Here is a 13,773-nt window from a genome sequence, read left to right on the forward strand (position 1 = left end):
TCGAACTACTTTTTAAATGGATAAAACAACACTTAAAAATAAAAACCTTCTGGGGCCGGTCAATCAATGCAGTTAAGACGCAAATCTATATTGCTATAATAACCTACGTACTTGTCATTATCTTAAAAAGCAAACTAAAACTAACGCAGTCCATTTATGAAATCATTCAAATAATAGGTATGTCGCTTGTCGACAAAACGCCGATCAGAGACCTTTTTGACAACACCGAAAACCAAGATATCAAAGAACTAAACAATATTCAATTGAAAATCAACCTAATTTAACCGGACACTAGTGATAAGTATTAAGTTATAAGTAAAACAGTGGCGCGCTGGGGCTTTGAAGAATAAGTAGCGTGGGCCGATGCATTGATGGTTGCTCATTCACGATTGACTCCCGAGGCTTCACGATTCACCATTCACGATTATGAAAAAAACTGCTTATGTACTGCTGTTTATTTTTTTCTGCCAACGTGTAAATGCACAACCGGCAGAAGACACTATGCATGTCGCAGAAGATTCCTTCACATTACCTGCTTACAAACTCAATCTCGCTTACGTAAAAGAAAGTTGGGGCGCTTTGAAATATGCAGCGGGCCGGCCGTTGAAATGGAAAGGGAAGGACTGGACTAGATTTGGTGTGATCATCGGAGCAACAGGCGGGCTGATGACAATGGACTGGGAGATACGTCACCGGGCCAAAAAAATGCATGCACCTTTTGCAACAAGTGTGGCCAATACGGTGGAACCTCTCGGAAATTTTTACGGGTTATATATTTTTCCCACTATGTATGTTGCGGGCGAATTATTGCATCAACCCAAAGTGGCGTCGATGGGTTTGCGGGGAGCGCAATCGCTGGCCATATCAACGGTCATCTATACGGCCGCAAAAAAAATGATCCGGCGCCGGCGGCCGGATGAGGCGTCTTCACCGTTTGATTACCGTATACCATTTGCCGGTAAACGGTACACTTCATCACCATCGGGCCATAGCAACACGATCTTTACCGTGGCTACGGTGCTGGCCACCGAATTTCATGAACACCGCTGGGTGCCGTGGGCGGCTTATTCGGTAGCTTCGTTAACGGCATTATCAAGAGTATATCATAACCGTCACTGGTCCAGCGATATATTCCTGGGTTCTATGCTCGGGCATTACGTTACCAGGGCTGTTTATCGTTATCATAAAGAAAAAAAGAAAACAATCCTGCTTCCCTGATTGTTATTGATCAAAATCATTCGCTATCGAATACAATGTTACACGCTAATACATGCAGCAGAAACTACTGAATATGATGCAGTCTCCCGACGCGGAGACGAAATGTGAGTCGCACCTTTCCTTTAAGCCGTTCCTGGACAATGTGCGGCTGCGCCTGCAGGACGAGACCAGTATCAAGTCTGGTTTTTTTCGGCATGTGCTGAAGGAATTTGCTCCCTATCCCGAACTGGAAGGCAACGTGCCACTCGAAGATCTTACGCGCTATAAATCGTTGTTCGATCTTTTGTATGTCGGGTTATCGACCCTCGTGGATGATGAGAAGAAAGTTTATTGGGGAATGAGTGTGCCCATGTCGCCTATTGTTTTTTATGGTTCCGACCTGTTTTACAACCTGCTGTCAGAAGCCAACCTCCAGGCGCTCGACTGTTCGCTTCCCACCGAATCGCTGGCCGAAGCCGAGCGGCAGAAACTCGAATGGTTCTACTCGTTTATCCTGGAGAAACTATATGGCATCCGTTTCCGCAGAAAAGCGGATATGGTGAAAAGTATTTCCGAAACATCTTCCGGATTGACCAAACACTTCCGTGTAAACCTGGATACGCGTTTCATCGATGTGCATCCGATTGGGGAGCTGCCGGTTATCGATACAGAAGTGATCCGTTCTTACTCCTTTGAAGAAGATGCGCTGGATGTATTGTACCGTTTATTGCCACCGCAATTATTTGTGCTGTCGGGTTTTTCTATTATTACCATTACGGATGTGACGGCTGAATATGCGTTGCAGACCATTCGTGAGCATTCTTCCGACAGTGCCGAAGAAGCTTTCCCGCTGGTCGTAAAAGCACTGAAGGAACTGGCAGGAAGAAAAGAAATTGAGTTTAACATTCTGCCATTGCTGCGCGTGAATGGCAAATTGGTGGATGATGAAGAAACACTAGGAAAAAGTATCCTGTTCGACTGTGGCAGGAAAATGGGTTTCTCGGGAGAGGCTTGTATATCGATGATTGAAAAATTTGTCAGCGATCCGAAGATCGTTTATTTCGGCGACCTCGAAAGCGAAGCAAGCCTGCAGAAAGATGCGGGCCGCTTTTTACATAAATCCGGCATCAAGGCCTACGCGCTGTTTCCCGTATATGCCAACAACAAATTGCTTGGCGCACTCGAAGTATACAGCCGCGAAAAAGGCTTGTTGAATGAAGGACTCTTTGCATTGATTGAACCGGCGATCAATATGTTGTCGCAACTGATGGTGCATGCCGTATCTGAATTTGAGGAGCAGATCGAATCGGTGATCAAAGAGAAATTCACCACCTTGCAGCCATCGGTGCAATGGAAATTCAACGAAGTTGCCTGGCAATATCTGCGAAAAAAGAAAACGAAGCCGGGCCGCCTTGAGCCGGAAGAAATATTATTTCCACAGGTATACCCGCTTTATGGCGCGGTGGACATCCGCAACTCAACAGTAGAGCGGAATAAAGCTTTACAGGAAGACCTGAAAATACAATTCAGCGAACTGTTGCAGGTGTTGCTGCGGCTGAAAGAAGCGTCTGGCTTTGGATTGCTGGATGAAAAAATATTCCAGGTGCAGCAATGGCAGCAACGTATCGATGCAGGTCATGGATTCAATCATGAAATACGGTTGAATGATTTCCTGGAAAACGAGATGACGCCCTTTCTCGTACAATTTACCGACAGCCATCCTTCCTATCGAGCCATTGCGCAGGAGTATTTTGCGGCCATTGACGAAAACACGGGTGGTGCATTTGTGCATCGTCGTCAGTTGGAGTCATCGATGACCACGGTAATCTCTGCCGTTAATAACTATTTCGATCTGCTGAAAGATGAAATCCAGCGGGCTTATCCAAGTTATTTTGAAAAATTCCGGACCGATGGTGTGGAATATGATATTTATATAGGGCAATCCATAACGCCGGACAAGCCGTACAGTGATATCTACTTGAAGAATCTGCGGTTATTGCAATTGAGTTCGATGGCGGCGATTGCGCGGTACTCGCATGCGCTGCTGCCGCAATTATCCACGCCGGTGGAAACCACACAGCTCATTTTTATTCATTCCCATCCGATCGATATCCGGTTCCGCCGGGATGAGAAACGTTTTGATGTGGAAGGTGCGTACAATATCCGGTATCATATTATTAAGAAGAGAATCGATAAGGTACGCATTCGCGATAGCCGCGAGCGGTTGACACAGCCCAATAAAATTGCATTGGTATACTTTAATCAGAAGGAAGCTGACGAGTATATCGGCTATATTCGTTACCTGCAGGGCGAGGGCATGTTGCTGAATGACCTGGAATACCTGGAACTGGAAGAGTTGCAGGGCGTGTCGGGGTTGAAGGCGCTCAGGGTGGGGGTGAATCTGGCAATTAGTGAATAGGGGAATCGTGAATCGTCAATCGTCAATGGTGAATGGTGAATAGGTCAATGGTCAATCGTGAATCGTGAATCGTCAATGGTGAATGGTGAATCGTGAATGGGATACCGTGGTTCGTGTATTCACGAACCACCAGTCGGGTGCCGCTTTAGCAGGTCAACTGCTCAACGCTCCTGAAACTCCCGAAGGGGAAAATAAAAAGGGGCGGCATAGACATGCACCCCCGTTTTTTAATCCAATATCCTATGAAAAACCAATGCAAGATTACGCCGATGCGGGGAAACCTGCAATACCATGAAAGTGGTATTTTTTAGCCAGTTGGAAGGTTTAAAGGAGTATCCGGAGCTTCTCCAAAGCATAAATGACTTTTGGAGCATTGCGAATCCATTTACCCATTCACTTATTGACTTATTCACGATTTGAAAATTTTCAAATTTTCAAATGTCTGAAGCCTTTATCTTTGCTTTTTAATGAGCCTTTCTACAAAACATCTTTTGGGAATCCGGGATTTGACCAGAGATGATATTGCCCTTTATCTGAATACGGCCCGGCATTTCAAAGAAGTACTGCAACGTCCCGTTAAAAAAGTACCGTCCCTCCGGGATGTGACCATTGTCAATCTTTTTTACGAGAATTCTACCCGCACCCGCATTTCCTTTGAATTGGCTGAAAAAAGACTTTCCGCCGATACCATCAATTTCACGGCATCGGGGTCCTCCGTTTCAAAAGGCGAAACCCTGCTGGATACGGTCAACAACATCCTGTCGATGAAAGTGGATATGGTGGTGATGCGTCACAGTGCCAGCGGTGCCCCGCATTTTTTAGCCAAACATATTCCCGCGGCCATCGTGAATGCCGGCGACGGGATCAACGAACATCCTACCCAGGCCTTGCTCGATGCGCTGTCGATCAGTGAGAAAATGGGCGGACTGGAAGGCGTGAAAGTGGCTATTATCGGCGATATCCTGCACAGCCGCGTAGCGCTGAGCAATATTTACCTGCTAACCAAAATGGGGGCAAAAGTGACGGTTTGCGGGCCACCCACCCTGATCCCGCGTTATATCCGCGAGTCACTGGGCGTGGAAGTGAGCTACAATCTGCGCGAAACACTCGAATGGTGCGATGTGGCCAACGTATTGCGTATCCAGCTCGAGCGGCAGAACCAGGTATTGTTCTCTTCGCTTCGCGAATACAACCTGGCTTACGGTATCAGCCGCCGCATGCTGGAAGAAATAAAGAAAGATATCGTGATCATGCACCCCGGCCCGATCAATCGCGGCGTGGAGCTCGACAGCGATGTGGCCGACAGCGGTCAGTCTATCATCCTGCAGCAGGTAGAAAACGGTGTAGCAGTGCGGATGGCGGTCTTATACCTGCTGAGTTCGCAAAATCCTACGGCCTAAGCCAAAACTTCTTATGTTCGCATTATGCAACGAATCTGTCTGTTTCCCGGTACGTTCGATCCCATCACCCTGGGCCATGTCGATATTATCAACCGGGCTATTCCGCTGTTCGATAAAATAGTAGTGGGCGTTGGTCTGAATTCAGCGAAGTCACCGATGTTTTCGGCCGATCAGCGGATTGAATGGATCCGCGATATTTACCGCGGCAATACGAAAGTGGAAGCAGCCGCCTACGAAGGGCTGACCATTGACTATTGCAAACAGATCGGTGCGCATTTTATCCTCCGCGGTATCCGGTACGTCAGCGATTTTGAGTATGAAAAGACGATCGCCGATGCCAACCGCACGCTCGATAATTCAATCGAGACCATCTTCCTCACCGGCGAACCGAAGTATACTTCAGTGGCATCGACCATTGTGCGTGATATCATCCGCAATGGCGGTAACGCCAGTCCATTTTTGCCGGATGTGGTATTTCAAAGTCTTCCCCATAAATCATAACTATGATCTGGTTCGATAAAGAACTGACTACGGCTAAGCTGAGTCCGCTCGGGCAACATACCATGGGCGAACATCTCGGTATCGAGTGGACGGAAGTAGGAGCCGATTATTTGCAGGCGCGTATGCCGGTGGACGACCGCACCCGTCAGCCTTATGGTTTATTGCACGGCGGTGCTTCCTGCGTACTGGCGGAAACGATCGGTAGTGTGGCTTCTGCCATGATTGTGGATCATGAAAAATTTTACTGTGTAGGCATGGAGATCAATGCCAATCATCTTCGCAGCGCGCGGGATGGCTATGTAACCGGTACAGCGCGGCCGCTTCATCTTGGCGGCACCACCCATGTATGGGATATCCGTATCACGAATGAAGCGGGTGAACTTGTTTGCGTAAGCCGGCTGACGGTGGCCGTCCGCCGCCGCTGAATTTCCTATTTTTTATAACGGGCATCGAGTACATCGCGGACGGAGGGAAAAGTTTCCGCACGGTAAGCAGCGAGATCCGCGGGTGCGGTCCAGCGCAGTTCCTGAATGTCTTCTTCCGTTTGTGGTACCAGTTCCTGTTTGCCTTCGGCTTTCATCAGGTACCAATGTGAATCCTTCAATATAAAATGTGTGCCTTCGTGGTAGGTATGGTAGGTGATCAGCAGGGGCGCGGTCAGTTGTACCTGTTGCAGGCCGGTTTCTTCGCTTACTTCGCGCACGGCGCATTCTTCCAGTGATTCTCCTTCATCGAGTTTGCCTTTGGGCAGGTCCCACTTGCCACGGCGGAAGATGAGAAGGCAATCGCCGTTTTCATTTTCCACCAACCCTCCGGCTGCCTGTACCTGCGTGAATTTTTTGAAGAAGGCATGCTTCAGCTCTCCCAGATCGGGGTGCAGAAAAACGCCCGCGTGCACGGAAGGTTTCTGCATTTCATGGATCATGCTTTTCACGGTATGCGGATCGAGCTCATCGATAAAAACCGCATCGTCGTGATGCAGAAACGGTTCGATAACGGGCTCGATGGCATCGCAGAGAAACAGGGGATTGTTGCCGAAGTAGATTTTGATGTACATGGCTGCAAGATACGTAGCTCCTGGCTATCGTACCGGATTTCTGGCTACCTTCGCCGCATGAATGATGCAAAAGTTGTTGCCGATAAATTGCTGCAGGCACAGGCCGTAAAGCTGAGTCCGCGGGAGCCTTTTACCTGGGCCAGCGGCTGGAAGAGCCCGATCTATTGTGACAATCGCCGGGTGCTGTCTTTTCCCTATATCCGCGATTACATCAAATCGGAAATGTGTAATGTGGTGTTTGAAAAATTTCCCGAAGCGGACCTGCTGGCAGGCGTAGCTACGGCGGGCATTGCCTGGGGCGCCATGGCGGCGGATCAACTGAAACTGCCGTATATATATGTGCGCCCGAAACCAAAAGAACATGGTCTGGGCAACCAGATCGAAGGATATTTTGAAAAGGGACAAAAGACGGTCGTGATCGAAGACCTCGTATCGACGGGTAAAAGCAGTCTGCAGGTAGTGGATGTGCTGCGCGAAGCGGGGCTGGACGTGATCGGCATGGTGTCGATTTTTACCTACCAGTTTCCGGTATCGGCTGAAGCATTTGAAAAAGCGGGGCTGGCGTATTATTCACTGACCGATTATCCGACCCTGATCGAACTGGCGGCTGAAAAGCAGGTCGTACCGGCGGAAGATCAGGAGCTTTTGTTAAAATGGCGTGAGAATCCGTCTGCATGGACCGGAGTTTTGTAATTTCACGTACATAAATAACGCACATGAAATACCTGTTGACCTTATTGCTGGCTGTGGTAGTGTTTACGGCACAGGCGCAGACCAAAGCACAGATGACGGCCAAGATCAAAACGCCGAATGCGTTGTGTTGGGAATGCCAGAAGCGTATCGAAACAACCCTCGCACGTTATGATGGTGTACTGTCGGTGAAAGTGAATTACAAACGTGGTGAAACGACCGTGAAGTACCTGACTGACCGCACCGATATCGAACAACTCAAAACCGGCATAGCGAATATGGGTTATGATGCGGATGATGTATCGGCAAACCCGGATGCATATAAACGTTTACCAAAAACTTGTAAGAAAGCAGAAGATGGAGGCGGGCATCCTGTTCCGAAAAAGAAACCTGCGACAGAAGAACCCGAGCCGGAAGCAGAACCTGCTTCCTGATTATTTTATGCGCAGCGTATCACTGGTCAGTTGATCCAAACTTATTTTCCCCTGGTAACTCAGGGGAATTTTTTTGTTGATGGCACCTTTGTTTACCCGTGCTTCACCTGTGAGCCGGATCGGAAGGCTGTCGCTGAATAAAACCTGCAATGAATTTTGCAGTATCTTTTTCATATCAACATTTAATTTTACCGGAACCGTAAAATCGGCTCGTTTGGCAACGCTGACGGTTGTATCGAGGAAAAAATCACCGAGCAAGGTCTGGTCGAGCCAGATCTGGCCGCTGCCGCCGGTGAGTTTTGCATTAACGTTGTTAGGATTGCTGAAAAAAAGATCGAGGTTCAGCGTAGTGGACTTAAAACCTGCTTTTGCCACATTGATATTGCCGACACCGCGGAAAGTGGGCGCTTTGAGCGTAGTACAGGCGGTGAAAAATAAAAGAGACAGGGTGAGAACGACGAGTATAGCTTTCATTGCTGTAAGATAATACAGGTGTTTAAAATGATGTGCCGTAAATATGTTAAATACTAATGGTTGCAGGCGGACGTTATAAAAAAAAATGAATAAACAATGATGAAAAAAATAGTCAGGCTGCTGGTTGTTGGTTGTTTCCTTTTTGCGACGGCGGTCAAAGCGCAGGAACCTGCGTGGGATACAATGCATGTAGCGAAAGGTCCGCTGCCGGATGGTATGATATTTCTGCCGGCACCCGGAATGGGTGTATTGGAAGGCAGCGATAACCTGGTGGAGATCCGTTCAAGAAAAGGAAATATCTACAACATGCAGGATGCAACGGTGGTAAGGATTTTTGCCGTGGAGGGCACTTTGTCGGTAGTGCTGCGTACAATAAAAGACGAGTACTATGTGTATTCGAATCTGGCTACGGTATGTCCGTCGGTAGGAGAGGAAGTGGCTGCCGGTGTGCACCTGGGAGAATGTCTGACGGACAATGAAGGGTGGTTTGTGCCGGAGCTGGCGAAGTCGGAGAAAGATAAATTTTTGAGCAAGGCGGAAGTGATGAAAATGTTGTGGTTGCTGGATTGAAAAGAATGAATGATAATACTGTTTAATTTCCTTGTTGCTATTTGTTTTTGTTAAACAAGGAGAGCACTGATGTTTGTGTTTTCCCCTTTAATTGCCGGAAATAAAATGTCAAGACACCCTGACTACTTCGAAAGAATAAAAGAATAAAGCGACTTATTGATCATACGGGCTATCGGCTTGTTTGCGGGTCAGTTATTTTCAGAGGCGTGACGAGGCCAAAAGGTGCTGGCACTGACGTCAATAAAAATGTGCCGATTGGAATTTAAGGCTTTCCGGTATCGGAAAGCTGGAATCAAAAGGTGGGAAATGTCTATGATATTAAAGTAGGTTCCTGTATGTCGGTATTCAATGCCGATGCTGTTTTATATTTTTCATAAATGTATAGCTATGCTTACAGCAATTTGATTTTCTTCCTACATTTATTTTCCCCTCTTTCGCTGAGCAATTTCCCTTCTTCAGTTCAGCAGAATTATGTTCCTTTATAGTATTGTAGTGTTAACGCGATTTTTTTGTACGTAGAAGCGCGGACGTAGAGGCCCGGTTTTTCTCCGTAGCCTGCAAAGCGAATTTAGTGGCTCACAAAAACATTATCCAATGAGTCATTTTATTACTTTGTCCGAGGCTGAAGACATGACCAGCCGCTACCGCGACAATCGCAATTCCATCCTCGGAGAAGATTACCAGGGTCAGGAGATTCTACCTGTCTGCGAAACGTTTGACCGCGAAGCTTTCGACACGGTCCTGGAACAGGAAGGATGCCAGAAAATCCGTATCTACTACGGTATGGAAGAAGACCTGAAAGTGCATGCCATCATCGTAGGCGTTAACGCCGAAGACGAAGACATGCTGCCGGGCATCGGCGTTGAAGCAGTTATCATTGAAAAAGGTATGCGCTGTCCGCCAATGTGTCCGCCGTCGTCACCACTCAATTCGTAAAAAAGAACGGATGAGCTTTGTGCAACATACACTGTTCAGCCTGTCCATAGCGATAGGAGTAGTTATTGGCTGGGTCCGGTTTCGTAAAACGGATCCGGCCTTTCTACCTTTCCTGCTATTGCTTACAACCGGTCTGCTCAATGAACTGACCGGTTTGTTTGTGATGCTCCGTGGACAAAACAATTCCGTCAACTACAATATCTATTCTCTTGCAGAACCGATATTGATCACCTGGCAGTTTCACCGGTGGAAATTGTTCAACGGACGGAACTGGCTTTATTTTTTGTTGCAGTCGACCTACGTACTGGTATGGGCCGCCGAATACGCGCTGGCCACTGAATCCCATCTTTTCAACTCTTATTTCCAGATACTTTACTCCTTTGCCATCGTCGTCATGAGCATTATGATGATCAACCGCCTGCTGTTCAGCGTCACCAGGTCGTTGTTTACCGATGCCACCTTCCTGATCTGCATGGGACTGGTGCTTTATTTCCTCTATGCCATTCTGCTGGAGGCCTTCTGGTTGTACGGATTGAATAAGAGCCGGGTGTTTCAGTTGCGGATATACTACCTCATGTCGTATATCAATCTGTTCACCAACATCATTTTTGCGCTGGCTACACTATGGATGCCTTTGAAACGACGTTATATCATGCGGTGCTGATCTTGAGCGGGATTTTAGCCTTGTTATTCCTTCTTGTCAATATTGCCGTCTTACGGAATAAACGTAAAAATCATCATGTACAACGAAAACTCTTCCTGACCGAAATAGAATTGCTCGAAAAAGAACGCACCCGAATCGCGCAGGATCTGCACGATGAACTCGGCCCGTTGCTATCGCTTACAGGCATCCAAGTGAAAGAAGCACTGGATGATGAGGAAGAAGCGCCCGTACTGCTCAGGCTCGCCGCCCGCAATATTGACGAATTACAGGACAGACTCAGTGGCATTGCCCGCAACCTGCTCCCCGGCACACTACTCCGACGAGGACTCAATGCAGCCCTCAGCCATTTTTTTGCCCAATACCAATTGGTTACTCCCATCGATTTTACCTACCGCTACGAGGTACGCGACGATCTGCCGGCACATATCAGCCTGCAGTTACTGCGCATGATCCAGGAACTCGTACTCAATGCCGTCAAACATGCCAACGCCAAAAGAGTGGAGGTACTGCTAAAGCAAAAAGGTAACAAACTGTTCGTTTCCTGCAGCGACGACGGCACCTGGAACAATGCCCGCAAAGCCGGCGGACTCGGCCTTACCAGTCTCACTAACCGCGTGGAAATGATGGGTGGCCGTATGCATTTCGCCAGCGATAAAGGCACCGATTATTTCTTCGAAATCCCACTGACTAACCCATGAAACCACTCCGTATCATTATCGCCGACGATTATGAACTGTTTCGCGAAGGACTGCAATTATTGCTGCGCAAAAACCGGCGTTACAACGTGGTGGCGGAAGCGGCCGATGGCCGTGAACTGCTCGAAATGGCCGCCATTCATCAGGCCGATGTGATCATTACCGATGTACAAATGCCGGACATGGATGGCATCGAAGCCACACGCCAGATCCGCGCACAGGACGATAAGGTCAAGATCATCGCACTCACTATGTTCGAAGAAGAACAACTGATCGTGGATATGATGGAAGCCGGCGCAAACGGCTATCTCGTTAAAAAGGCCGGCAAAGCAGAATTATATACAGCCATCAATCAGGTGATGGAAGGCCGCGTATATTATTGCGATTATACCAGCCATAATCTTTCCCGCATGCTGGCCGCCAGCAAGAAATTGTCGCGCCAGACCGAAGATCTTGCACGGTTCAGCAAAAAAGAACTCGAAATCATCCAACTCATCTGCCGCGAATACGCGAGCAAAGAAATCGCATCCGTTACACATCTCGCACACCGCACAGTGGAGAAATACCGCGAACGCATCATGGAAAAAACAGGCGCGCAAAACATGGTCGGAATTGTGGTGTATGCGATCAGGAACGGACTCTTTAAGTTATAATTCAAAATTCAAAAGTCAAAATTCAAAAACAGCAGCGAGGCCTGACTACCCAAATCTTATACCTTTTACCTTGAACCAGATGATTAATACCCACACTCAAAACTGATTACTTGTAATATTACTCCGTCCTCTTTTCCCCGCATTAAAAAAAAACGCTTAAAATTTCTTTTGACTAAAAAAAGAACTATTTTGGATCGTGGCCATTGTGTATCGTCTCGACTCGGCATTGTTCGCATACCAAAACATTTATTTTTAGTCATGGCTCTGAACGATCACGCTGCTATTCTGCAGGCTGTTACCAACTGCATGGACGGCTACATATGGTGTATGGGCAAGGATCTTGAGCTCCTGTACATGAGTGGCAAAACCCGCGAGATGATCGACCGTGTATACGGGACGAGCTTCGAAACCGGCGATAAACTACTCGAAAAGTACGCGCTCTTCGACCCGCAAGGGGCGCAAGATTGGCACCGCCTCTACCAACTCGCCCTCGACGGCATACCCCAACAGATCACCCGCCACTACCATTTCGCCGGTCAATCCGCTATCGCCGAAATCAACATCAAACCTTTTTTTTACAACGATTCCTTTATCTGCCTGGTCTGCTCAGCCCGCGAAATGTCCGACGATGAACGCAGCCGCAAAAAACTGGAAGTACTGGAAACACGCTTCCGCGCGCTGACAGAAAACAGTCTCGAAGGCATGGCCTTTATGAACGAACGCGAAGAACTGACCTATGTTTCGCCGTCGGTAAACCGCATTCTTGGTCTCACACCGGAAGAAATGCTCGGCCCGTTCAAATGGGAAGAGATCGATCCGGACGACCAGGTGGCTTTGCGAGGATCATTAATGGAAATTGCACGCAGCTACGGCCAGTCATTCGAAGGACTCACGCGCGTGAAACACAAATCAGGCGAGTGGCGCTGGATGTTCTGCCGCCTCACCAATTGGCTGCACGATCCGGCCATTCATTCCATCGTACTTAATTTCACCGACTTTACCGACCGCATCAACCACGCGATAGCAGCCGAGAATTCCGAACAGCTCTATCAGTCACTTTTCCATACCATGCCTTCGCCGATCTGGGTCTGCTCGCGGAAAGACCTTTCTTTTCTTGAGGTAAACGAAACAGCCGTCAAAAGTTTTGGTTATTCACGCGATGAATTTTTACAGATGACAGCCTTCGATCTCCGCACCGAAGGTAACCGCGACGACCTGATGCGCGTTGTCCGGGAAGCAAGCAGCGAGCCGCTGCGCAATAAACTCCGCCGGCACATCAAGAAAAACGGTGAAGTCGCTTTTGTGGAATTGGTGGTGGAACCGATCGTTTATAAGGGTAAGGAAGCCTACCTGATGATTGCCAGCGATATTTCCAACACCTTGCGTTTGCAACATACTTTAATGAAAGAGCGCGTAGAACGGCAGGTGGCCATCACCCGTGCTACGATCGAAACGCAGGAGAAAGACCGTGAGATCGTAGGTAAGGAACTGCACGATAATGTGAACCAGATGCTGGCCACCGTTAAATTATACCTGGCCGCTTATGGTTCGGCTCCGCATGTGAATGAGGAACTCCTGAATAAAAGCCGCATCATTATCGACGACAGCATCGAAGAGATCCGCCGCATTTCGAGGAGCATGGTGCCGCCATCGCTGGGGGAGGTTTCCCTGAAAGACTCTATTGAAGAATTAACCTTGCTGATCCCGCTCTCGCGTAAACGCATACATCTGTGCCTCGACCAATTAAATGAGGCATTCATCAGTGATGCCTTAAAGATTTCCCTTTATCGCATCGTGCAGGAGCAGGTGAATAATATCATCAAACATTCCGAAGCTGACAATGTATATATCCGCATTTTGCAAAGCGATTCCCGCCTCGATCTGCGGATCGCTGATGACGGAAAAGGATTTGATACCGCTGCCCGCAGAAAGGGGATAGGTCTCACCAACATCATCAACAGAAGCCTCACTTTTAACGGACGTACAGTGCTGAATAGCAGTCCCGGTAACGGTTGCCGGCTGCATATTTGTTTTTCGCTCCGCGGAACGGAGTAAGGCATTTTCAGGTAGTAGGTATTTTGGT

Annotated in this window: 15 protein-coding genes and 1 pseudogene; 14 read left to right on the forward strand and 2 right to left on the reverse strand. The window is 48.0% G+C overall.

Annotated elements, in window-relative coordinates; all coding sequences use genetic code 11:
• From H608_RS24595 to H608_RS0101605, 6 genes and pseudogenes are all read left to right on the forward strand, one after another.
• A pseudogene (locus tag H608_RS24595) lies at positions 1-284 on the forward strand (IS4 family transposase); the annotation flags it as partial.
• A gap of 142 nt (positions 285-426) precedes the next feature.
• Entirely contained in the window at positions 427-1,218 is a 792-nt protein-coding gene (locus H608_RS0101585; protein WP_051267912.1) for a phosphatase PAP2 family protein, read from the forward strand.
• A 52-nt stretch (positions 1,219-1,270) separates the two neighbouring features.
• Entirely contained in the window at positions 1,271-3,616 is a 2,346-nt protein-coding gene (locus H608_RS0101590) for a GAF domain-containing protein (protein WP_028786133.1), read from the forward strand.
• 467 nt (positions 3,617-4,083) lie between these two features.
• Positions 4,084-5,016: an aspartate carbamoyltransferase catalytic subunit gene (locus H608_RS0101595; protein WP_028786134.1), complete on the forward strand. Its 933-nt coding sequence runs from the start codon at positions 4,084-4,086 to the stop codon at positions 5,014-5,016.
• 24 nt (positions 5,017-5,040) lie between these two features.
• On the forward strand, positions 5,041-5,517 hold the full coding sequence (coaD, locus tag H608_RS0101600; protein ID WP_038006782.1) for a pantetheine-phosphate adenylyltransferase: 477 nt from the start codon (positions 5,041-5,043) through the stop codon (positions 5,515-5,517).
• A 2-nt stretch (positions 5,518-5,519) separates the two neighbouring features.
• Positions 5,520-5,942, forward strand: a complete 423-nt coding sequence (locus tag H608_RS0101605; protein ID WP_081658754.1) for a hotdog fold thioesterase — start codon at positions 5,520-5,522, stop codon at positions 5,940-5,942.
• Positions 5,943-5,947: 5 nt separating this feature from the next.
• Here H608_RS0101605 and H608_RS0101610 read toward each other — a convergent pair whose 3' ends face one another.
• Positions 5,948-6,574, reverse strand: a complete 627-nt coding sequence (locus tag H608_RS0101610; protein ID WP_028786137.1) for an NUDIX hydrolase — start codon at positions 6,572-6,574, stop codon at positions 5,948-5,950.
• Positions 6,575-6,631: 57 nt separating this feature from the next.
• Here H608_RS0101610 and pyrE point away from each other — a divergent pair, with 57 nt between their 5' ends.
• A complete protein-coding gene (gene pyrE, locus H608_RS0101615; RefSeq protein WP_028786138.1) occupies positions 6,632-7,267 on the forward strand; it encodes an orotate phosphoribosyltransferase in 636 nt (211 codons plus the stop codon).
• A gap of 23 nt (positions 7,268-7,290) precedes the next feature.
• On the forward strand, positions 7,291-7,698 hold the full coding sequence (locus tag H608_RS20870; protein ID WP_071836901.1) for a heavy-metal-associated domain-containing protein: 408 nt from the start codon (positions 7,291-7,293) through the stop codon (positions 7,696-7,698).
• Here H608_RS20870 and H608_RS0101625 read toward each other — a convergent pair whose 3' ends face one another.
• Entirely contained in the window at positions 7,699-8,172 is a 474-nt protein-coding gene (locus H608_RS0101625; protein WP_028786139.1) for an LEA/WHy family protein, read from the reverse strand.
• A 96-nt stretch (positions 8,173-8,268) separates the two neighbouring features.
• On the opposite strand from H608_RS0101625, the gene H608_RS0101630 reads away from it, so the two are divergent.
• The 6 genes from H608_RS0101630 (at position 8,269) to H608_RS0101655 (ending at position 13,745) form a co-directional block, all read left to right on the forward strand.
• Entirely contained in the window at positions 8,269-8,742 is a 474-nt protein-coding gene (locus H608_RS0101630) for a hypothetical protein (protein WP_028786140.1), read from the forward strand.
• A gap of 594 nt (positions 8,743-9,336) precedes the next feature.
• Complete coding sequence (locus H608_RS0101635) at positions 9,337-9,678, forward strand: hypothetical protein (RefSeq protein WP_028786141.1); 342 nt, start codon at positions 9,337-9,339, stop codon at positions 9,676-9,678.
• Between the two features lie 10 nt (positions 9,679-9,688).
• A complete protein-coding gene (locus tag H608_RS0101640; RefSeq protein WP_028786142.1) occupies positions 9,689-10,342 on the forward strand; it encodes a hypothetical protein in 654 nt (217 codons plus the stop codon).
• Between the two features lie 2 nt (positions 10,343-10,344).
• The gene (locus H608_RS0101645; protein WP_162142832.1) at positions 10,345-11,040 is read left to right on the forward strand and encodes a sensor histidine kinase; all 696 of its coding nucleotides are present in this window, start codon (positions 10,345-10,347) and stop codon (positions 11,038-11,040) included.
• Positions 11,037-11,690: a response regulator transcription factor gene (locus H608_RS0101650; protein ID WP_028786144.1), complete on the forward strand. Its 654-nt coding sequence runs from the start codon at positions 11,037-11,039 to the stop codon at positions 11,688-11,690. The genes H608_RS0101645 and H608_RS0101650 overlap by 4 nt, the downstream gene beginning before the upstream one ends.
• Positions 11,691-11,948: 258 nt before the next feature.
• Positions 11,949-13,745 carry a PAS domain-containing sensor histidine kinase gene (locus H608_RS0101655; RefSeq protein WP_028786145.1) on the forward strand — a complete coding sequence of 599 codons (1,797 nt, stop codon included), beginning with the start codon at positions 11,949-11,951 and terminating at the stop codon, positions 13,743-13,745.
• Positions 13,746-13,773 lie beyond the last annotated feature (28 nt).

This window comes from Terrimonas ferruginea DSM 30193 (genome assembly GCF_000425585.1).
Taxonomy (GTDB): domain Bacteria; phylum Bacteroidota; class Bacteroidia; order Chitinophagales; family Chitinophagaceae; genus Terrimonas; species Terrimonas ferruginea.